20 protein-coding genes and 1 other RNA gene are annotated in these 19,350 nt (G+C 66.3%); 9 read left to right on the top strand and 12 right to left on the bottom strand.

The features are described 5' to 3' along the window. Positions 1-46: 46 nt before the first annotated feature. Positions 47-472, top strand: a complete 426-nt coding sequence (locus AC4EEO_RS16195) for a CoA-binding protein (RefSeq protein WP_133831124.1) — start codon at positions 47-49, stop codon at positions 470-472. Here the strand turns inward: AC4EEO_RS16195 and AC4EEO_RS16190 are convergent. Continuing rightward, positions 469-1,497: an isopenicillin N synthase family dioxygenase gene (locus AC4EEO_RS16190; RefSeq protein WP_109045865.1), complete on the bottom strand. Its 1,029-nt coding sequence runs from the start codon at positions 1,495-1,497 to the stop codon at positions 469-471. The two genes, AC4EEO_RS16195 and AC4EEO_RS16190, sit on opposite strands and share 4 nt — an antisense overlap. 45 nt (positions 1,498-1,542) lie before the next feature. On the opposite strand from AC4EEO_RS16190, the gene AC4EEO_RS16185 reads away from it, so the two are divergent. The 4 genes from AC4EEO_RS16185 to AC4EEO_RS16170 are packed head-to-tail and all read left to right on the top strand — an operon-like array spanning position 1,543 to position 3,130. After that, a complete protein-coding gene (locus AC4EEO_RS16185) occupies positions 1,543-1,956 on the top strand; it encodes an MmcQ/YjbR family DNA-binding protein (RefSeq protein ID WP_133831122.1) in 414 nt (137 codons plus the stop codon). Next, entirely contained in the window at positions 1,949-2,503 is a 555-nt protein-coding gene (locus AC4EEO_RS16180; RefSeq protein ID WP_285320438.1) for a DUF1990 domain-containing protein, read from the top strand. Before AC4EEO_RS16185 ends, AC4EEO_RS16180 begins: the two co-directional genes overlap by 8 nt. After that, the gene (locus AC4EEO_RS16175; protein WP_491339279.1) at positions 2,500-2,817 is read left to right on the top strand and encodes a putative quinol monooxygenase; all 318 of its coding nucleotides are present in this window, start codon (positions 2,500-2,502) and stop codon (positions 2,815-2,817) included. The genes AC4EEO_RS16180 and AC4EEO_RS16175 overlap by 4 nt, the downstream gene beginning before the upstream one ends. A 19-nt stretch (positions 2,818-2,836) precedes the next feature. Further along, entirely contained in the window at positions 2,837-3,130 is a 294-nt protein-coding gene (locus AC4EEO_RS16170; protein WP_491339278.1) for a DUF503 domain-containing protein, read from the top strand. Positions 3,131-3,204: 74 nt separating this feature from the next. Here AC4EEO_RS16170 and purL read toward each other — a convergent pair whose 3' ends face one another. From purL to purS, 3 genes are read right to left on the bottom strand one after another with little or no spacing between them, the layout of a single operon-like run. Continuing rightward, positions 3,205-5,514 (bottom strand): phosphoribosylformylglycinamidine synthase subunit PurL, encoded by a 2,310-nt coding sequence (gene purL / locus AC4EEO_RS16165; protein ID WP_491339277.1) that lies wholly within the window; start codon positions 5,512-5,514, stop codon positions 3,205-3,207. Next, the gene (gene purQ / locus AC4EEO_RS16160) at positions 5,511-6,296 is read right to left on the bottom strand and encodes a phosphoribosylformylglycinamidine synthase subunit PurQ (RefSeq protein WP_018763148.1); all 786 of its coding nucleotides are present in this window, start codon (positions 6,294-6,296) and stop codon (positions 5,511-5,513) included. Before purQ ends, purL begins: the two co-directional genes overlap by 4 nt. Position 6,297: 1 nt before the next feature. Then, positions 6,298-6,549 carry a phosphoribosylformylglycinamidine synthase subunit PurS gene (gene purS, locus AC4EEO_RS16155; RefSeq protein ID WP_015935902.1) on the bottom strand — a complete coding sequence of 84 codons (252 nt, stop codon included), beginning with the start codon at positions 6,547-6,549 and terminating at the stop codon, positions 6,298-6,300. Positions 6,550-6,794: 245 nt separating this feature from the next. Between purS and AC4EEO_RS16150 the strand changes: the two genes are divergently transcribed. Next, positions 6,795-6,980 (top strand): hypothetical protein, encoded by a 186-nt coding sequence (locus tag AC4EEO_RS16150; RefSeq protein ID WP_491339276.1) that lies wholly within the window; start codon positions 6,795-6,797, stop codon positions 6,978-6,980. 276 nt (positions 6,981-7,256) lie between these two features. After that, a complete protein-coding gene (locus AC4EEO_RS16145; RefSeq protein ID WP_491340436.1) occupies positions 7,257-10,364 on the top strand; it encodes a S8 family serine peptidase in 3,108 nt (1,035 codons plus the stop codon). Positions 10,365-10,439: 75 nt separating this feature from the next. On the opposite strand, the gene AC4EEO_RS16140 is transcribed toward AC4EEO_RS16145, so the two are convergent. From AC4EEO_RS16140 to AC4EEO_RS16125, 4 genes are all read right to left on the bottom strand, one after another. Beyond that, positions 10,440-10,772, bottom strand: coding sequence for a hypothetical protein (locus AC4EEO_RS16140; RefSeq protein ID WP_018763151.1), 333 nt, complete (start codon positions 10,770-10,772; stop codon positions 10,440-10,442). Continuing rightward, entirely contained in the window at positions 10,769-11,710 is a 942-nt protein-coding gene (locus AC4EEO_RS16135; protein WP_491329243.1) for a 3-methyladenine DNA glycosylase, read from the bottom strand. The genes AC4EEO_RS16140 and AC4EEO_RS16135 overlap by 4 nt, the downstream gene beginning before the upstream one ends. Further along, positions 11,679-12,209 (bottom strand): SSI family serine proteinase inhibitor, encoded by a 531-nt coding sequence (locus AC4EEO_RS16130; protein ID WP_166651681.1) that lies wholly within the window; start codon positions 12,207-12,209, stop codon positions 11,679-11,681. The genes AC4EEO_RS16135 and AC4EEO_RS16130 overlap by 32 nt, the downstream gene beginning before the upstream one ends. A gap of 90 nt (positions 12,210-12,299) precedes the next feature. Continuing rightward, a complete protein-coding gene (locus tag AC4EEO_RS16125; protein ID WP_491339275.1) occupies positions 12,300-12,764 on the bottom strand; it encodes a MarR family winged helix-turn-helix transcriptional regulator in 465 nt (154 codons plus the stop codon). 78 nt (positions 12,765-12,842) lie between these two features. On the opposite strand from AC4EEO_RS16125, the gene AC4EEO_RS16120 reads away from it, so the two are divergent. Beyond that, positions 12,843-13,085: a hypothetical protein gene (locus tag AC4EEO_RS16120; RefSeq protein WP_018763155.1), complete on the top strand. Its 243-nt coding sequence runs from the start codon at positions 12,843-12,845 to the stop codon at positions 13,083-13,085. Positions 13,086-13,203: 118 nt separating this feature from the next. Further along, positions 13,204-13,419: a hypothetical protein gene (locus AC4EEO_RS16115; RefSeq protein WP_491339274.1), complete on the top strand. Its 216-nt coding sequence runs from the start codon at positions 13,204-13,206 to the stop codon at positions 13,417-13,419. Between the two features lie 59 nt (positions 13,420-13,478). Here AC4EEO_RS16115 and AC4EEO_RS16110 read toward each other — a convergent pair whose 3' ends face one another. From AC4EEO_RS16110 to ffs, 4 genes are all read right to left on the bottom strand, one after another. Next, positions 13,479-14,837 (bottom strand): aspartate kinase, encoded by a 1,359-nt coding sequence (locus AC4EEO_RS16110; protein WP_491339273.1) that lies wholly within the window; start codon positions 14,835-14,837, stop codon positions 13,479-13,481. A 236-nt stretch (positions 14,838-15,073) separates the two neighbouring features. Continuing rightward, on the bottom strand, positions 15,074-15,673 hold the full coding sequence (recR, locus tag AC4EEO_RS16105; protein WP_018763158.1) for a recombination mediator RecR: 600 nt from the start codon (positions 15,671-15,673) through the stop codon (positions 15,074-15,076). A 76-nt stretch (positions 15,674-15,749) separates the two neighbouring features. Further along, entirely contained in the window at positions 15,750-19,019 is a 3,270-nt protein-coding gene (locus tag AC4EEO_RS16100; RefSeq protein ID WP_491339272.1) for a DNA polymerase III subunit gamma and tau, read from the bottom strand. A gap of 21 nt (positions 19,020-19,040) precedes the next feature. Continuing rightward, positions 19,041-19,137, bottom strand: an RNA gene (gene ffs, locus AC4EEO_RS16095) — signal recognition particle sRNA small type. Between the last annotated feature and the right edge of the window lie 213 nt (positions 19,138-19,350).

The raw sequence follows: 19,350 nt of genomic DNA, 5'->3' as shown, positions 1-19,350 counted from the left end.
GTGCCTGGCATCAACGGCTCCGGAGAGTGCGGCGTAGGCTGATCGCATGGGCCACACCAACGATCCCGCAGTCATTGAACGCCTCATGCGCACCAAAGGGCGGTGGGCCATCGTGGGCCTGACCACCAATGAGTGGCGCGCCGCCTACGATACGTCGCTGTTCATCCGGGACAAGCTCGGCATGGAAATCATCCCCGTCAACCTGCCCGGCGAACCTGTCCATGGCGAGACCGGGTACCGCACCCTCGCTGACATTCCGGCGGAAAAGCGGCCTATCGACGTCGTGGACTGCTTCGTGAACTCGCAGCGGGTGGGTGACGTGGTGGACCAAGCCATCGCCACCGGCGCCAAAGCCGTATGGCTGCAGCTGGGGGTGATCGACGAAACCGCCGCGGAACGCGCCAAGGCGGCGGGCCTGGACGTGGTGATGAACGCCTGCCCGGCCCAATTGGCCTGGAAGTACAACCTCTAGCGCTTCATCAGCTCCGGATAGTGCCGCTCGGTGACGTCCGGATGGGCGCGCATGCGTCCTTTGAGCATGTTCATGCCAAAGGACGCCAACAGGGGGTTGGCGGGATCATCAGTGATGCCCCGTGCCGCGGCCTTCAGCTCCGGAGCCAGGGGGACCGGCTGGATCACCGCGTCCAGCCGGGGCGACCAGAAGAACGGTACCGAGTAGCGGTCGACGCCAGGAGGCGGCGCCTGGACCCGGTGGATGGTGGCCGCAAGGTACCCCTCGGTGGCTACCTCCAGCATCTCGCCCAGGTTCACCACCAGGGCCCCCGGCAGCGGTTCCACCGGCAGCCAGCGGCTGGTACCAGGGGGCAGCACTTCAAGGCCGCCCACATTGTCCTGCAGTAACAGGGTTACGAAGCCGTAGTCGGCATGCGAGCCCACGCCTTGGTCGCCGGCGGCTTCCACCACACCGCCCACGTAGTGCACCAGCTTGCCCATCCAGGCGGGGGCATCGCGGAATGGTTCGTCGAAGTAGTCTTCGGGAAGTTGCAGCGAAACGGCAATGGCCCTGAGCAGTTCCATGCCCACGCCGGACATCAGCGCGGCCCACTCCATGGCGGCCGGCCGGAGTTCGGGGAACGCCTCTCCGGGCCAAAGATTGGGGCCCTGTAAAAGCCAGTACGGCTGGTCTGCCGGAACCTCCGGAACCGGCTCGCGGTCCGGCGAATAATCGATCTGTTCCCGGGCGTCCGCGCGCCCCTGGGTGACTTCGGTACCCATCCGCGTGTAGCCGCGGAAGTGCGGTGACAAACGGTTGTCCAGCTTCATCCGTTCGTCCAGCGGCAGGTTGAAGAAACGCCGGATGATGTCCAGAAGCTGTTCGGCCTGCCCTGGCCTGCCCCCGTATCCCGTGATTTGGAAGAACCCGACATTGTGGGTGGCGTGCCGCAGTTGTTCGATGAATTCCGGGCTGAAAGAGCCGTCCGCCTGCCGTGCGGAATGCAGGTCCAGAACAGGTATGGGGCCCTGGTCGAGTGACATGCTCGCAGACTAGCACCGCGCAGTCCGGCTTTATAGGCTTCCTTCATGGACCCAACTGAGCTGAGGACGATCTGCCTTTCGTTCCCGGGAGCATATGAGGATTTTCCGTTCGGACCGGACACCTCAGTCTTCAAGGTCCGTGCCCATATCGCCGGGGGCGCCCGGCACGAGGCCAAGTTGTTCGCCGTGTCCACCATGGACGAGCGCGACTTTTCGGTGAGCCTGAAGTGTGAACCGGCGCTGGCGGTACAGTTGCGCGCAGTGCACCCGGAGATTACCGGTGCATGGCATATGAACAAGACCCATTGGAACGGGGTGCGCCTTGATGGCAACCTGCCGGCAGCGATGATCCGGGACATGGTGGAGGATTCCTATGACCTGGTGGTGGCCGGCCTGAGCCGGAAGCAGCAGGAGCAACTGGGGTGGGCGCGCCTCGAAAGGGCCGGAAGCGATGATTGAAGAGGGACACCCCGGGGGTGGCCTGAACTACCCCGGCGCAGGAAGCACTGAAGCCGGCACGGCTCCGGCCGGGTATGGCCGCGTCCTCAAGGAGGCTTACCTTGGCTCCGGGACCACAGTGTACCGGCACGTCGCGGACGGCATCCTGGGCTGGGAGCTGCAGCGGCGGGCCGGGCTGCGGGTCCGTGCGGGGTCACCGAGGGCGGCGCCCGGCGTTCGCGTGGTGAGCGGATTCGGCGTCGGGCCCTTCCGCCTGAATGCGCCGTGCCAGGTGGTGTGGGTCCACGAACCTTCGGACCTGGACGGGCCGCAATCGGCCGGCTTTGGCTACGGTACGCTTCCCGGCCATCCCGCCCGTGGCGAAGAGTCCTTCGAAGTGGAGCTTGATGGAGAGGGGAAGGTGTGGCTTCGGATCCGCGCCTTCAGCAAGCCCGCCAACTGGTTCTACGCCGCCGGCGGACCAGTCACCCGCGCCGCACAGCGGCACGTTACTTCCCGGTACATTGAAGGGGCACGCTCTCTCGCCGCGGAAGGAACATCCCAGTGATCTTTATCGTCGTCAAGTTCAAGGTCAAGCCCGAATGGTCTGAACGCTGGCCGGACCTCGTTGCGGACTTCACCCAGGCCACCCGGCAGGAACCGGGCAACCTGTGGTTCGACTGGTCCCGCAGCTTGGAGGACCCCAACGAATACGTCCTGGTGGAAGCCTTCAAGGACGACTCTGCCGGCGACCACGTCAACAGTGACCACTTCAAGAAGGCCATGGCGGACATGCCGCAAGCCCTTGTGGAAACACCGAAAATCGTGAGCCGCCAGTTCGACGGCGAAGGCTGGGACCTGATGGGTGAACTCACCGTCTGACCCTCGATAGCATGAACCCATGTGGATCGGTTGGATCGAGTTCGACATACTGCTGGGGCCGGTCCACAGCCTCAAGGAGAAGCGCTCGGTTGTCAGGCCGCTGCTGGCGGAATTGAGGCGCCGGTTCGATGTCTCGGTGGCTGAGGTGGGGGACCACAGCCAGTACCGGCGCACACAGCTGGGCGTCGGCTTGGTTTCTGCTGACCGGGCGCACCTCGTGGAGGTGCTTGCCGCCGTCGAGCGCTTCGTGGCAGGCCTGCCGGAGATTGAGCTGCTCAGCGCCCGCCAGCGGGAGCTCCACAGCGAGGACTGAACCGGTCCTTAAATGCGGACGGACACCCAAAGCCCTCTCTATGGGCTTGAGTGTCCGTCCGCGTTCTGTGGGGCCTAGCCGAAGTACTTCGGCAGTGTCCCTTCGTGGGCTTCGCGGAGGGCGTCGAGGGACAGCCCCTCCACGCCGTTGATCTCCAGCTTGCCGCTGGCCGCATCCACCACGCCGATGCGGGTGTGGGCAAAGCCGCGGGCGGTGCACATGTCCGTGAAGCGGACCTCCTCGGAACGGGGAACGCCTACCACGGCACGGCCCTGCGACTCGGAGAAGAGCGCCGTGAACAGGTCCACGCCGTCGCGGTCCATGACGTCCTGAAGCGCGATCCGGGCGCCAACGCCGTAACGCAGCGAGGACTCCACCAGTGCAGCCGCGAGGCCTCCTTCGGAGAGGTCGTGCGCGGAGTCGATCATGCCGTCGCGGGACGCGTTGATCAGGATTTCACCCAGTGCGCGTTCGGCCTCGAGGTCCACCTTCGGCGGCTGGCCGCCCAGGTGGCCGCGCATGTTCGCCCACTCGGAACCATCCAGCTCGGCGCCCGTGGTGCCCAGCAGGTAGATGGCCTGGCCGTCCTCGCGCCAGCCCGACGGCGTGCGGCGGGCGACGTCGTCGAGCTTGCCCAGGACCGCCACCACGGGGGAGGGGTGGATGGGCGTGGTGCCCGTCTGGTTGTAGAGCGAGACGTTGCCGCCGGTGACCGGGATTCCCAGCACCATGCAGGCGTCGGACAGGCCGCGGATGGCCTCGGCGAGCTGCCACATGACGTCCGGGTCCTCGGGGGAGCCGAAGTTCAGGCAGTCGCTGACGGCCATGGGGATGGCGCCGGCAGTGGCCACGTTGCGGTAGGCCTCCGCCAGGGCCAGCTGCGCGCCGTGGTACGGATCGAGGTAGGTGTAGCGGCCGTTGGCGTCGGTGGCCAGGGCAACGCCCAGTCCGGTTTCCTCATCCACCCGGACCACGCCGGCGTCATCGGGGAATGCCATGGCGGTGTTGCCGCCGACGTAGCGGTCGTACTGGTTGGTGATCCAGGACTTGGAGCACATGTTCGGCGATGCCACGAGTTCGGTGACGGCCTTGGCCAGCTCAGCAGGGGCTGCCGGCCGGCCGGCGTCCTGCACCGAGCCCGTGAAGGTGTCGGCCTGGACGGCATCCTGCCACTCGGGGCGGGCGAACGGGCGGTCGTAGACCGGGCCGTCGTGGGCCACGGTGCGGGGGTCGACGTCGACGATCACGTCGCCTTCCCACGTGATGATGAGGCGGCCGGTGTCGGTCACCTCGCCCAGCCAGGAATACTCAACAGCCCACTTGTCCATCACGGCCTCGAACGCTTCCACGTTTTCGGGGGTGACCACGGCCATCATGCGTTCCTGCGATTCGGACATCAGGATCTCGCCAGGGGTCAGCGTGGGGTCGCGGAGCAGGACGGAGGTCAGCTCAACCTGCATGCCGCCGTCACCGTTGGAGGCGAGCTCCGACGTGGCGCAGGAGATGCCTGCGGCGCCGAGGTCCTGGATGCCTTCCACCAGGGAACCCTTGAAGAGCTCCAGGCAGCACTCGATGAGCACCTTCTCCGCGAAGGGGTCGCCCACCTGCACGGCGGGGCGCTTGGAGGGCTTGGTGTCATCAAAGGACTCGGAGGCCAGCACGGAGGCGCCGCCGATGCCGTCGCCGCCGGTGCGGGCACCGAAAAGGACCACCTTGTTGCCTTTGCCGGAGGCGTTGGCCAGCCGTATGTCCTCGTGCCGCATGACGCCCACTGCCAGGGCGTTGACCAGCGGGTTGCCCTGGTAGACGGAGTCGAACACCATCTCGCCGCCGATGTTCGGCAGGCCCAGGGAGTTGCCGTACCCGCCGATGCCCGCGACTGCGCCGTGCATGACGCGGGCCGTGTCCGGGTGGTCGATGGCGCCGAAGCGCAGCGGGTCCATTACGGCAACCGGGCGGGCGCCCATGGAAATGATGTCGCGGACAATGCCGCCGATGCCGGTCGCGGCGCCTTGGTAGGGCTCAACGAACGACGGCGAGTTGTGCGATTCGATCTTGAAGGTCACGGCCCAGCCGTCCCCCAGGTTGGTCACGCCGGCGTTTTCGCCGATGCCCACCAGCATGTCCTTCTTCATTTCCTCGGTGACCTTCTGGCCGAACTGGCGCAGGTGGTTCTTGGAGGACTTGTAGGAGCAGTGCTCGCTCCACATGACGGAGTACATGGCCAGTTCGGCGCCGGTGGGGCGGCGGCCCAGGACCTTGACGATCTCGTCGAATTCGTTCCGCTTCAGGCCAAGTTCAGCCCAGGGCAGCTCGGTATCCGGGGTCTTGGCTGCGTTCTCGACGGTGTCGATGTTGAACTTCTTGGTGGTTTCGGTGGTCACTTGTCGCCTCCCACAATCTTGTTCAGTACGGAGGTGAAGAAGCCGAGGCCGTCGGTGTCGGAACCGCCGGCACCCGTCTCACGGGAGAACGCCGCCTCGGGGCCGAAGCCCGGCTCAACGGCGTGCTCCGGGTGCGGCATGAGGCCCACCACGTTGCCTGCGGCGTTGGAGATGCCCGCGATGTCGCGGCGGGAGCCGTTCGGGTTGAAGCCGACGTAGCGGAACACCACGCGGCCCTCGGCCTCAAGGGCGTCCAGGGTCTTCTCGTCCGCGATGTACTGGCCGTCCTGGTTCTTCAGCGGGATGGTGATCTCCTGGCCCGCCTGGTAGTCCAGCGTCCACGCGGTGTTGGCGTTCTCGACCCGCAGCACCTGGTCGCGGCACAGGAACTTCAGGTGGTCGTTCTTGATCATGGAACCGGGCAGCAGGTGCGACTCGGTGAGAATTTGGAAGCCGTTGCAGATGCCCAACACGGGGAGCTTGGCATCGCTGTTCGCGGCGTCGATGATCTTTGACATCAGCGGGGCGAAACGGGCGATCGCGCCGGCGCGCAGGTAATCGCCGTAGGAGAATCCGCCGGGGATGACCACGGCGTCCACGTCGCCAAGTTCCGTGTCGCCGTGCCAGAGTTCGACGGCGGTGGCACCGGCCAGGCGGACGGCGCGGGCGGCGTCGCGGTCGTCAAGGGTCCCGGGGAAAGTCACAACGCCGATCCGGGCGCCGGCGAGGCGCGGCTCTGCGGCGACGGCCACGGCCTCGCCGATCAGGGGAAGTTCAGTCATTTCAGGCCTCGACGACCTCGACGTTGACGACGTCCTCGATCACGGGGTTGGACAGGAGGGTCTCGGCGGCATCGCGGGCCTGGGCCAGGATTTCTTCCGTCACCTCGCCGTCGACCGTCAGTTCGAAGCGCTTGCCCTGGCGGACAGAGCTGAAGCTGGTGAAGCCCAGCCGGGGGAGAGCGCCAACGATCGCCTTCCCCTGCGGGTCCAGAATCTCGGGCTTGGGCATGACGTCAACAACGATCCGGGGCATCCGGCAACTCCTGTGCGTGAGCTTGGTTAAGGGCGCAGCGGAGTGGTGCCGTCTCACGCCGTACCGGGGTGTCGGGGACATGGTGGACGGGCGCTCCGCGAGCTTGCCCTATCATTCTACCGGCCCGGGCCCATGCCGCCGCATTCCGCATGTTCATGGAGTAGACCCCGATCCGGGAGGACCGGGGTGGAGGCCCGAAGGATGTGCTTCTGGAGTTGCCGGAGGGCGTTCACTAGGATTGGCTGATGGCGCAAAATTCCAAGTCCGTGCTGTTGCCGATGGTTGCCGCTGCCGTTTTTGCCGGCCTGGGCAGGATGGTGCTGCAGAAGGTGAAGGCGGACCGCATGGCCCGCGAAACCCGGCTCGCCGGCCCGTTGGACGAGAAGACCCGGCAGTGGATCAGCGACGTGGTGCGGACCCCACGCCACTAGCCGCGCGGAATTCATTCCCCAGCAACTCCGGGGCGCCCTTCGGGGCGCCCTTTTTGTATGCCCGAATGTTCCGGCGGGACGGATATGACAAGCGAAAATTTCCAAAATGTGCTCTATGTCATATCTCGCTCTCAGTCTGTACCCTGTGAACAGTCTGGTCTCAGCTAATTACAAGATCTGTAATTACTTCTGCGGTTCCAGTCGTCTGGGGCGCCCACCAAGTCTGGGCGGTACATCGTGAAAGGGTTGCGCGTGAAATCAACTGGAAAGAGCCCCTTGCGGGCTGGGGGACTTCGGAAGGCAGCCGCCCTGGCTGTCGGGTTGCCCCTCCTCATAAGCTCGCTGGCAGTAACGCCGGCCACGGCGGCGCCGGGGAGCCAAAGCCTCGAGAATGCCGCCGCCACCACGAAAGACAGCCAGTTCAAGGACGGCCGGTACATCGTGGTCTTGGCCGGCCCGGCTGCAGCAGCCTACGAGGGCGGAGCCGCCGGGCTTGGCGCAACCAAGCCGCAGCAAGGCCGCAAACTGGACGCCGGCAGCCCAAACTACAAAGCCTACGACGCGCACCTGCGCCAGCAGCAGCGTGACGTTGCGGGAACCCATGGAGTATCCCCGGCCAAGCAGTACACCGCCGCCCTCAACGGATTCACCGCGGAGCTGACCGCCCACCAGGCGGCCGAACTGTCCAAGGACAAGCGCGTGCTCGTGGTGGCGCCGGACGTCGAGAACAAACCCGACTACACCACCACCGACTTCCTCAAGCTCACCGGTCCGGACGGGACCTGGGCCAAGCAGTTCGGGGGCGAAGCCAACGCCGGCAAGGGCGTGGTGGTGGGCGTCATCGATTCCGGCTACGCCCCGGACAACCCCTTCCTCCAGGGCGAACCGCTGCAGCCCCTGCAGGGTACGCCGCAGGTGGGCGTCCCCTACCGCACCGGCGACGGCAAGATTGCGATGCTCAAGGCGGACGGAACCACCTTTGAAGGCGAATGCCAAAAAGGCCAGGGAACCGGTGCCGGCTTCGACGGCTCGCTCTGCAACTCCAAGGTGATCGGCGCCCGCTACTTCGCCGACTCCTTCCTCCAGTACGTGACCCCGGGCGATCGGGCCCCCGAGGAGCAGATTTCCCCGGTGGACGTGGGCAGCCACGGCACCCATACGGCAACAACGGCAGCGGGCAATGCCAACGTCGAGCAGGTCATTGATGGGGCCAGCTTCGGAAAGAGCTCCGGCGTGGCTCCGGCGGCCAAGGTATCGGTCTACAAGGTGTGCTGGGAGGACACCAACCCGGACACCGGCGGTTGCTACTCGTCATCGTCGGTTGAGGCCGTCGACGCGGCCATCAAGGACGGCGTGGACGTCCTGAACTACTCAATTTCGGGCAACAACAACAGCACCACCGATCCCGTGGCGCTCGCCTTCCTGAACGCAGCCGCCGCAGGCGTCTTCGTGTCGGCCTCTGCCGGAAACTCCGGCCCGACGGCCTCCACCGTGAACCATGCCTCACCGTGGCTGACCACCGTGGCCGCCTCCACCTTTCCCAGCGACCTGGTGGGAACGGTCAAGGTTTCCGATGGTTCGCTGTACCGCGGCGCTTCCATCATGAAATCAGAGGTTGCGGACAAGCCTGTTGTGGTGGCCGCTGCTGCCGCTGCTCCCGGGGCGGCCAACGCCAACCTGTGCGGGCCCGGAACCCTGGACCCCGCCAAGGTGGCCGGCAAAGTGGTGGTCTGTGACCGTGGAGTAGTGGACCGGACTGCCAAGAGCCAGGAAGTCCAGGACAAGGGCGGTGTCGGCATGATCCTGGTGAATCTCACCAGCAGCTCCGAGGACGCCGACAACCACGTCATTCCCACCGTCCACGTCAACGCGCCCAAGAGCCTGGAATTGAAGTCCAAGCTGCAGGCAAACACGGCACTGACGGTGAGCCTGGTCAAGGGTGACCTGACCGGACTTCCCCCGGCGCCGGCGCCCCAGATCGCGGGCTTCTCGTCCCGCGGGCCCACCCTCGCTTCAGGCGGCGACCTGCTCAAGCCTGATATTTCCGCCCCTGGCGTGAACGTCCTTGCCGGCGTCTCCACGATCGGCAACCATGGCGACCAGTTCGGCTTCATGTCCGGTACGTCCATGGCCGCACCGCACATTGCCGGCTTCGGCGCCCTCGTGCTTGGCAAGCAACCGAAGTGGTCACCCGCCATGGTGAAGTCGGCCATGATGACCACCGCCTACCCGCTGGTCAACGCGGACGGGTCGCCCAACACGGATCCGTTCCAGGGCGGCGCCGGCCACATCGACTCCACCCGGGTGCTCGATCCCGGCCTCGTTTACGACTCCGGCGTCCAGGATTGGCTTGGTTTCCTGAACGGACAAGGCGTTGATACCGGGGCCCCGCAGGCGGGCTCCATCGCCGCCCGCGACCTCAACCTCCCGTCGGTCGCCTTGGGCAGCCTGGTGGGTGAGGTCCAGGTCAAGCGCAAGCTGACGGCCCTGGTGCCGGGCATGTACCGGCCCGAGGTGAACATGCCGGGCTTCAACGTCAATGTCGAACCCAAGGCGCTGAACTTCGCCAAGGCCGGACAAACGCGTGAAGTAACACTGACCATCCGGAACGTCAGCGCACCGGTCGGCAAATTCAGCACCGGAAGCCTCACATGGAAGGGCCCGCGGACCGTCACATCGCCGATTGCCATCCGCCCGGTCGATGCCCAGATCGCTCCGTCGTTCTCGTTCAGCTCGGCCACGGGCACGGGCAGCGGCTCCATGGAGCTGGTGTCGGGCTCGGACAGCCCGATCGCCGTCGGCGTGGAAGGCCTGGCGCCACTGAACCAGACCGCGATCACCAAGACCCCGGGCGCGTACGCACCCACGAATGATGCCCACAACGCCCTGGTCCAGGTGCAGGTTCCCGCCGGCTCCACCTTCGCGCGGCTGGGCATCCAGGCGCAGTCGAACGACGTCGACTGGGACATGGTGGTGTACGCACCCAACGGTTCGGGCGGTTTGACGGCAACCCAGGTGGCAACGGCCTCGGCGAGCGAATTCCTTGACCTGGAATCGCCCCGGCCGGGCACCTATTACGTGGTGGCCAACCTGTACGCCACCCCGGACAATGGGCCTGCCACTGCCTCGGTCGAGGCGGTGAGCTTTGCGGGCGACGCCGGCAACCTCACCGTCAACCCCAACCCGATCGTGGCACCCAACGGGACGGCCACCTCGGCCACCCTGAACTGGGCCGGCCTGGGTGATGGGCGATACCTTTCGCGGCTGAGCCTGGGCAGCAACGGCATCAAGACCTGGGTAAACGTGCAGGTGGGTTCCGGCTCTGCCCAGGCCCCGGCCGGTGCGCCCCAGATGGGCATTGCGCAGGCAGTACCCGGAGCATGACCATCGCCTGAGCATGGGGGGAGGGTCCCGGACGATTTTCGTCCGGGACCCTTTTTCGTGCCCGGCGTCCGGCGGTCAGGTGGCGTTACCGCCCAGCAGGGGAGCCATGGCCTTCCACCGGGCGATCTCGCAGCCGTCCGTCCGGGTGAAGACCGAATGGACCGGGCGCCCATGGAACGTGCCGGAAACGACGGCAACCTGGGGTCCCCCGTACTGTTGGGTGCACAGCCTCGGTGGCCCGGGCCGGGGAAAGAAGATGTCTTCCCCGAATTCCTCCACGGCCGCCAGGGCGGCCTCGGGTGCCGGCAGGGTGGTTTCGGCCGCCAAAGTTCCGTCCTCCGCCACCAGCCGGAAAACGTACTCGGGGGCATCCGGGGCATCGCGGACGCTGATGGACAGGTCGATCACCTCGGCGCTCCCGCTGCGAGGGCGTCCAGGTCCAGGGCAAGCCGCTCCCGCAAGGCGGCAGCCTCAGCGGCAAAATTGCGCTGGTGCTCAACGTAGGAAGCCTTACCCTGCGGAGTTTCGATGGGAATGGCGGGATAGCCCCACTCGGCGAGGTCGTACGGGGAAGCCTGCATGTCCATGGCCCGGATGCGCCAGGAGAGTTCGAAGCAGTCCATGACCAGTTCGCTCGAAAGGGCCGGCAGCAGCTTGTACGCCCACTTGTAGAGGTCCATGTTGGCGTGCAGGCAGCCCGGCTGCTCCAGGTGGCGCTGCGATTCACGGCTGGGTGAAAACTCGTTGAGCGGAATGGCATCCGGGGTGTAGAACCGGAACGCGTCAAAGTGGGTGCACCGGATCTTGTTGTCCTCCACCACCTTGTCCGTACCTGCTGATCCCAGCCGCAGGTGCAGGTATTCGTGGCGCAGATCGAACTTGTCCTGCCGGTAGACCATGGCCCATTCATGCAGGCCGAAGCAGCCGAACTGTGCAGGCCGTGCCGCCGTGCCGCGAAGGATCACCCCCGCGAACGCCACTGCCTCCTTGCGGTCGGCAAGGAAGGCGGCCCGGTCAAAGGTGACTGCCATGCTCCCCGCAGCCAGCCCCAGCGAGGCAAGCTCGCCGTCGTCGAGCGCCCGGTAGTGCTTCCAGCCTTGCCGGGCGGCTGCCTGCCTGCCGGTGAGGACGGTCCCGGACCCCGGGTGCCAGCGCTTCAGCTGGCCCGGCTTCTGGGTGTAATAGGTGAAAAGGAAATCTTCCACCGGATGCTTCTGCCCGGCCGACCGGCGGGCAAGATAAGGATCGGCGTAGCGGCTGACGCGCTGCAGGTGGGCTTCCTCCCGTGCCTGGGCGCTGTCCTCCGCCAGCACGCTATGAGGCTCCACCGGCGGCACCGAGCACATCCTTGGCAGCGTCCCACGCACTGATTTCACATCCGTTGGTCCGGGCGAAGGAGGATTCGACGGCGACGCCATCCACGGCCCCGGTCACAGTCGCTTTCTGCGGGCCGCCATACTGCTGGGTGCAGGTCCGGTCGCTTCCCGGTGCGGCCTGGGCCACGATGGCGGGGTTCGCCTTGAGGGCCGCGCAGGCAGCAGCAGGATCCGGGTGGCGGCTTTCCGCGGCGGGGGTTCCGGAGGAGCAGACCAAAATGTAGTCGAGCGCGGGTGCGCCCTCGGACGGCATCACGGTAATGGCAAGCTTGGCGTTGCCCTGCCCCGGCCCGTTGCCGGGACGTGACGTTGCGGGCGCGGGGGCCGCGGCCGAAGTTTCAGTATCGGGAGAGGGCCCTGCGGGTGAACTGCCGGACGCGGAGGGCCCGCCGTTGGACGAACCGCCGCAACCGGAGAGCAGCCCGGAACCCATGGCCAGGACCGCTGCGGCCAATCGTAGGTTACGCATCAGGCCACCTCCCCTTCGTCATGCCATTCTAGTCGTCGGTTTTGCCGGAAAACCCCGGGCCGGCGGCCGGGCCGCTTGATGGATGGCCGGTCAGCGCGTGCCCTCCGACGTGGCGGCGATGAGTCCCATCATGGAGGCGTGCAGTTCGGTCACCTGTTCCCGGGTGAGGCCCAGCCGTTCCATCATGGTTCCCGGAACCTGAAGTGCCTGTTCCCGGAGCGCTCTTCCTTCGGGCGTCAGGGCCACCGCCAGGGCGCGTTCGTTGCCCTCAGCGCGTGCCCGGGTAATCAACCCTGCCGCCTCGAGCCTGCGCAGGAGTGGAGAGATGGTTGCCGGTTCCTGGGCCAAAGCCGCACTGATGTTCCTTACAGTACGCGGGCTGGTCTCCCACAGGCACAGCATCACCAGGTACTGCGGGTGTGTGAGGTTGAGTTTTTCCAACACCGGCTTGTAGGCGCCCACGACGCTTCGGGCAGCCACCGTCAGCGCAAAGCACAGCTGGTGTTCCAGCAAGAGGTCTTCATCCGCGGCATCGACGGGAGATGTGGGGGTCATGGCTTCCTTACATTGTTAGTGCACTAATTATTAGTGTACATTGACGGTAAGTAAGCAGTGAGTGGAAGGAACGCGTTCATGGCCAGGGACAGGTCCGGGGACAAAGGCAACGCCTCCCAGCGCTTTATGCGCGCCACGGGAAAACTCAGGGCTGTCTTCGGCCCGGCCAACCGCTCTGCGCTGGCCCACGATATGACCGAGGAAAACCGCCGGCTGCTGGTCCAGCGCCAGGCGGAAACCCAGCAGTGGGAGACCATTACCAGGCCGGATGGCAGCACCTATGTTGTGCCCAGGAACCCTGAGGACCGTTCCTTGCGGTAGCCCTTTCGCGCCGCCGTCACCGGCGCCTTTTTCCGGCGCCGGGACTAGAATAAGGGCACTGTTTCCGCTAGGAGGCAGCAGCACTTTCGCCCGAGGTTCGGGAAGGGGGTGGGAAACAGTGGCACATGTCCTCAGCGGTTTCATGGGCCTGACCGAGAGGCTCCGCTTCTTCTTCGGCCCTGCCACCCGGCTGGATGCCGACACGCCCGTGGTGCACCGACACGACGAATTTGAGCAGGCCTCCGAAGAGGATCTTTCACATTTCGTGGTGGAAGCCGATTCAACGGGCCACCACTACGCAGTGCGCCGGGAAGACTTGGACCGGGAGTCCTGATACGAAAAAGCCGGGCTGCCGTTACCAAAGTAACGGCAGCCCGGCCTTTCTGTGCCTGCTCAGCGGCCGGTGCCGCCGTAAACTGTCGCTTCGCTTTCGCTGTCCAGGCCGAACGCCTGGTGGATCACGCGCACGGCCTCGTCCAGCAGGTCAGCGTGGGTTACCACCGAGATGCGGATTTCAGAGGTGGAGATCATGTTGATGTTGATGCCGGCATCGGACAGGGCCTTAAAGAACGTGGCCGAAACGCCGGGCTGTGACCGCATGCCGGCGCCGATCAGGGAGAGCTTGCCGATCTGCTCGTTGTATTCAATGGCCTCGAAGCCGATCTGGTCCTGCGCTGCGTGGAGGGCGGCCAGGGCATCGGCGCCCTCGACGATCGGCAGGGTGAAGGAGATGTCCGTCTTGCCCGTGCCGTGGGTGGAAACGTTCTGGACGATCATGTCGATGTTCGAGTGGGCGTCGGCGATGACCTGGAAGATCGCAGCGGCCTTGCCCGGAATGTCGGGAACGCCGACCACGGTGACCTTCGCTTCGGAACGGTCGTGCGCAACGCCGGAGATGATTGGCTGCTCCAAGGCAACTCCCTCTTGAGTGGTGATCTTGTCGTCGGCGCCGGGAATGACCCAGGTGCCTTCATGCTGGCTGAATGAGGAACGGACGTGTAGCGGCACACCGAACCGGCGGGCATATTCCACGCAGCGAAGGTGCAGGATTTTCGCGCCCGAGGCGGCGAGTTCCAGCATCTCCTCGCTGGATATGGTGTCGATCTTCTGGGCTGAGGGGACAACGCGCGGATCGGCCGTGTAGATGCCGTCGACGTCGGTGTAGATTTCGCACACATCCGCTTCGAGCGCCGCGGCAAGTGCCACAGCCGTTGTGTCCGAGCCGCCACGGCCCAAGGTGGTGATTTCGTTGGTGGCCCGGCTCATGCCCTGGAAACCGGCAACGATGGCGATGTTGCCCTTGTCCAGCGCAGTCCGGATGCGGTGCGGGTCGACGTCGATAATCCGGGCTTTGCCGTGAATGCCATCGGTAATCATGCCGGCCTGGGACCCGGTGAAGGACTGTGCGGACGCGCCGAGCTTGTTGATGGCCATGGCCAGCAGCGCCATGGAAATGCGCTCGCCGGCGGACAGGAGCATGTCCATTTCGCGGGCGGGAGCGGAATCTGTCACCTGCGCGGCGAGGTCCAGGAGTTCGTCCGTCGTGTCGCCCATTGCCGAGACGACAACCACCACCTCGTTGCCGGCATCCTGGGCATCGACCACGCGCTTGGCCACGCGCTTGATTCCCTCGGCGTCCGCCACGGAGGAGCCGCCGAATTTCTGCACGATGAGCTGTTTGGTCACCGCGCCGGCGGCGGGCGCCACCTGCGGCTGGGTTGCGTTGTGCAGTTCGGTAGTGGGCGTACTCATGCGCGTACCTTCATCGGATCAGTTGGAGTTTTGGAGGCCATGAAGCCTGGCGGCGCGACTTCCTCCGACAGTTTATCGCCGTGCCCGGAGGGACGTTGAATTATGACCACATACCGGCCCACGACGGGACTGGCGTGCAGGCGGCAGCCCGGCCGGACAACGCCTGGACAGGCTGGCTGTCGTCCGACTGCAGGAAAATCCGGCCGGGCCCGGTATTGCGGCCGGCGGGCAGCCCCTCAGGCCAGGGCGTTTCGACGGCCTTCGAAGGCGCGGCCCAAAGTGACTTCGTCCGCGTATTCGAGATCGCCCCCCACCGGCAGGCCGGACGCCAGCCGGGTGACCGTGATACCGATCGTCTTAAGCATGCGGGCAAGGTAGGTCGCCGTCGCCTCGCCCTCCAGGTTGGGGTCTGTGGCGATGATGACTTCCTGGATGGCGCCGTCGTTCAGCCGCGTGAGCAGTTCGCGGATGCGAAGTTGCTCCGGCCCGACGCCGGCAATGGGATTGATCGCACCGCCAAGTACGTGGTACCTGCCACGGAAGGACCGGGTACGTTCCACGGCAAGGACGTCCTTGGACTCCTCCACCACGCAGATCACGGCCGGGTCCCTGCGCGGATCCCTGCAAATATTGCAGAGTTCCTGTTCGGTGACGTTGCCGCAGACAGTGCAGAACTTGACCTTGTCCTTGACCGTGGTGATGGCCTCGACCAGCCGTTTCATGTCCTGGGGATCGGCTTCGAGGATGTGGAACGCCAGCCGTTGCGCCGACTTGGGTCCCACCCCTGGAAGGCGTCCGAGCTCGTCAATCAGCTCCTGGACAGCACCTTCGTACACAATTCCCTCTTTAGTTCGATGTGGATGGCGGGCAGGTCACCAGGTGCGGACCAACGGTTTGTGGCGCTGTGGCCGGTCAGTACCGGGGCGCTAGGGGACTGCCGTCGTTGGACCGTTCCTCGATCAGCTTTCCGCCCAGAATACGCTCCACCGCCGCGCGTCCGAAGACACCGGACTCCTCGATGGTTTCGTCGTCGGCGCTCGGGATGTCCTGGACGTACGCGCTGGGGGCCGTTGCGGCCCTGGTGGGCGCTTTGGCACGGCCGGCCTCGGCTTCCGGGCTGTTGGACAGCCGCTGGTAGAGGCTTTGCCGCGTTTCAGGCCGTCCCGCGGAGGGCGTTGCCGCCGGAGCCTGTGGCCGCGACGGGGCAGACGTGGCGGGCCCGGCTGATGCCATGGCAAGTTCAGGTTCCGGAGCAGGCATGGCCTGGGCCGGCTTGTACGTTTCCCGGACGGAGTCCGCACGACTGTTGTCGTTCACCGCTCCCACACCCCGGTCGGCCTCGGCCGTGGCCCTGGTCGCGGAGGCCGGGATAGCGGGCGGCACCTGTGCGGTGGCCGGTTCGTAATGCGGGGTCGGGGCAGGGGCCGGGGGCGCCGGTTCGTCCACGGAAGCACTGACAGGCGGCACACCCACGTTGCTCTTGTCCCCAACCACCCAGACACCGGGGGCCTGTTCGACGGCCCGGGCCCATGGGTCGTGGGCGGCTACCGCAGGCGGGGCCTCTCCGTTACCGGTATTGGCGGAAGGGGCGGTAGCGGGTCCCGCCTTAGGCGCGGCTTCTGTGCGGTTGCTGCCAGCGGGCCGGTCCGTGCCGGCGGTGGAGGCAGGCGTTGCGGTGGTGCCGGAAGCAGGGGCCGAAGGTTCCCAGTCCATGGGGGGCTCTTCATCCAGCGGCGGAGCGTCCTCGTCCCGGGGCGGGCCCCAGTCGTCGTCCGAATAGGAGTAGTCTCCGGCGGCGGAGGGGTAGGGGGACTGCGACACTGCGGGGCCGGATGCCTTGCCCGGGCCTCCGGTGCCTTCAGATGCCGGCTGGGCAGGCTCCCGGCGCTGGTTGTCCCCAGCGGACGGAGCGGCTGCGGCGGATGCCGGCGACGACGCAGCCTGGGCTGGCGCGGAGGCAGGTGCAGTCACTGGGGTTACGGCCGGTGCCGGCGATGCGGCAGGTGCAGGTACTGGTGCTGCAGCCGGCGTGGCTGCGGCAGCATTGTCCGCCGTGGCAGCCGATGATGTGGCGGGGGCCGGGGCAAGTCCCCAGGCAACGTCAGCTGACGTGGCCGGAACCACCGGACTGGCCGGAACTTTTGGGTTTGGCTCAGAGCTCGCCTGGCTGGCGCCGCCGGCAAGCGCGTGGATTTGCAGGTCCATGCCAACCGTCTTGTGGATGGCCTGGCGCAAATTGTCGGAGTGGTCCGCCCGGCCGAAGGCTCCGGCGAGTCCGGGCGTGGTGAAGGAGAGGGTCAGGACGCTGCCGTCGAAGGCGCTGACCTGTGCATTCGGTTCCACCAAGGCCCAGGTGCTGCGCTTGATCTTCGAAAGGGTCTGCAGGACATCAGGCCAGGCCCTGCGGAGGACTTCAACGTCACCCATTGCCGGGGGAGCTGCCGGGGCGGACCGTGCAGGTTGCTCCTGTGGCGCCGGAGGCGTTGCCTCGGGGGCTGCTGCCGCAGCGGGCGCCTGGGGTTGGCGGCCGCGGGCCGGCTCCTCCACAGGCCAGTCGCTGGTGCTTACGCGTGGGGGAGTGAGGGGGTTGCGGGCATCCTGAGCGGGCGCGCCATGGCTGGTCCCGGAAGCGGGACCTGCAGGGGATGCCGGTCCCGCGGAAGGAGCAGGCGCCGCAGGGGTGGCCAATGCGGCCTGGGCGGGAGCGGCCTGTTCGGTTTCCTGTGGGCGGACGGCGGGCGCCGGCGAAGCATTCGATGGCTGGTCCGCCGCATCCCGGCCGGGGTGGGGAACGGGCCGGGCGGCTTCTTCGGCAGGGTGTTGGCTGGGTGACGCCGGGCCGGCGGGCACCTGCGGCTGGGCTGGGGTGGCTGGTGCCGGAACGGGTGCCGCTGGTGCCGGGACGGAGGCAGCCGGTGCGGGCGCTGAAGGCGCCGGCGCGGCTGTTGGCGGGGCCGTTGCGGCAGCGCCGACGTCGTTCCCGGCGTAGTTGAGCCGCCGCTCCACCCGGTCGATCCGTGCGGCCATGCCGCGTTCGTTCTGCTCGGAGCTGGGCAGGAGGATCCGGGCGCACAGGAGTTCAAGGTGCAGCCGCGGCGACGTGGCTCCTGTCATCTCGGTCAGGGCCGTGTTGGTAACGTCCGCAGCCCGCGACAGCTCTGCGGCGCCAAGGTTGTGCGCCTGGTTCTGAAGCCGTGCGATCTGGTCCGCCGGCATGCCCCGCAGGATGGCGTGCGCGCTTTCCGGCATGGCCTGGACGATGATGAGGTCGCGGAAGCGTTCCAGCAGGTCTTCCACGAACCGCCGGGGATCATGGCCCGTTTGGATGACCCGGTCTACGGCCCGGAAGACCGTTGCGGCGTCAGATGCGGCCACGGCCTCCACGACGTCGTCCAGCAGTGAGGCGTGGGTGTAGCCGAGGAGTGCGACGGCGAGCTCGTAGTCCAGCCCGTTGGGTCCGGCGCCTGCCATGAGCTGGTCCAGGACGGACAGGGAGTCGCGGACGGATCCGCCGCCGGCCCGGATGACCAGGGACAGCACGCCGGGAGCCACCGGAACATTCTCCTGGCGGCACAGCAGCTCAAGGTAAGCCATCAGCGGCTCGGGCGGTACCAGCCGGAACGGGTAGTGGTGGGTCCGGGAGCGGATGGTGCCGATGACCTTGTCCGGCTCCGTGGTGGCAAAGATGAACTTGATGTGTTCCGGCGGCTCTTCGACGATCTTCAGGAGGGCGTTGAACCCGGCCGAGGTGACCATGTGGGCTTCGTCGATGATGAAGATCTTGTAGCGGTCCCGGACCGGGGCGTAGGTGGCGCGCTCACGGAGGTCCCGGGCATCGTCCACGCCGCCATGGCTCGCGGCGTCGATCTCGATGACGTCGAGGGAACCCGAGCCGCCACGGGCCAGTTCCACACAGCTGGGGCAGGTTCCGCACGGGGTGTCAGTGGGGCCTTGGGCACAGTTGAGGCAGCGCGCCAGGATGCGGGCGGAGGTGGTTTTGCCGCAGCCCCTGGGGCCGGAGAAAAGGTAGGCGTGGTTGACACGGTTCTTGCGCAAAGCCGTCATCAACGGTTCGGTGACATGCTCCTGCCCGATAACGTCAGCGAACGAGTCGGGACGGTATCTGCGGTACAGGGCGGTGGTAACTGTCACAGAGAAAACCCTACCAATCCGGGCTGACATCCTGCCGCCCTGTGGGGGAATAGTAAAGACCCCCCATGCACCCGCCAGAGCCCATTTACCCTTGCTACCTTCCGGTCCTGGGGGAGTTCAACAGGATGACGCCACATGAGGGGCCGTCAAACACTTTACCTGAACATGGGGCGCGACTCGAATCGGCCGGCTGCCGCGGTGACGGAGGTGGCGCGAGGCAGGAAACGCCGGTCACGTCGCGGATTTCCATTGCTTATCCCCGGGGCAGCCACGATCATTTGTATATACACCGATTGGGGCAATCTCAAGATTGTGAGCTGCGTGGCCTGGTTGAACGAACCGGACCCGGCAGCTCAACGGT

The organism is Pseudarthrobacter sp. MOO13 (genome assembly GCF_058267655.1).
The sequence above is the reverse complement of the archived record's forward strand: the minus strand, read 5'-3'. Positions and strand labels throughout refer to the sequence as shown.

Excerpts from the sequence above, each read along its gene's own strand:
- AC4EEO_RS16195 (WP_133831124.1), top strand. The coding sequence starts at position 47 with ATGGGCCACACCAACGATCCCGCAGTCATTGAACGCCTCATGCGCACC.
- AC4EEO_RS16190 (WP_109045865.1), bottom strand. The coding sequence starts at position 1,497 with ATGTCACTCGACCAGGGCCCCATACCTGTTCTGGACCTGCATTCCGCA.
- AC4EEO_RS16185 (WP_133831122.1), top strand. The coding sequence starts at position 1,543 with ATGGACCCAACTGAGCTGAGGACGATCTGCCTTTCGTTCCCGGGAGCA.
- AC4EEO_RS16180 (WP_285320438.1), top strand. The coding sequence starts at position 1,949 with ATGATTGAAGAGGGACACCCCGGGGGTGGCCTGAACTACCCCGGCGCA.
- AC4EEO_RS16170 (WP_491339278.1), top strand. The coding sequence starts at position 2,837 with ATGTGGATCGGTTGGATCGAGTTCGACATACTGCTGGGGCCGGTCCAC.
- purQ (WP_018763148.1), bottom strand. The coding sequence starts at position 6,296 with ATGACTGAACTTCCCCTGATCGGCGAGGCCGTGGCCGTCGCCGCAGAG.
- purS (WP_015935902.1), bottom strand. The coding sequence starts at position 6,549 with ATGCCCCGGATCGTTGTTGACGTCATGCCCAAGCCCGAGATTCTGGAC.
- AC4EEO_RS16150 (WP_491339276.1), top strand. The coding sequence starts at position 6,795 with ATGGCGCAAAATTCCAAGTCCGTGCTGTTGCCGATGGTTGCCGCTGCC.
- AC4EEO_RS16135 (WP_491329243.1), bottom strand. The coding sequence starts at position 11,710 with ATGTGCTCGGTGCCGCCGGTGGAGCCTCATAGCGTGCTGGCGGAGGAC.
- AC4EEO_RS16130 (WP_166651681.1), bottom strand. The coding sequence starts at position 12,209 with ATGCGTAACCTACGATTGGCCGCAGCGGTCCTGGCCATGGGTTCCGGG.
- AC4EEO_RS16125 (WP_491339275.1), bottom strand. The coding sequence starts at position 12,764 with ATGACCCCCACATCTCCCGTCGATGCCGCGGATGAAGACCTCTTGCTG.
- AC4EEO_RS16120 (WP_018763155.1), top strand. The coding sequence starts at position 12,843 with ATGGCCAGGGACAGGTCCGGGGACAAAGGCAACGCCTCCCAGCGCTTT.
- AC4EEO_RS16110 (WP_491339273.1), bottom strand. The coding sequence starts at position 14,837 with ATGAGTACGCCCACTACCGAACTGCACAACGCAACCCAGCCGCAGGTG.
- AC4EEO_RS16100 (WP_491339272.1), bottom strand. The coding sequence starts at position 19,019 with ATGTCAGCCCGGATTGGTAGGGTTTTCTCTGTGACAGTTACCACCGCC.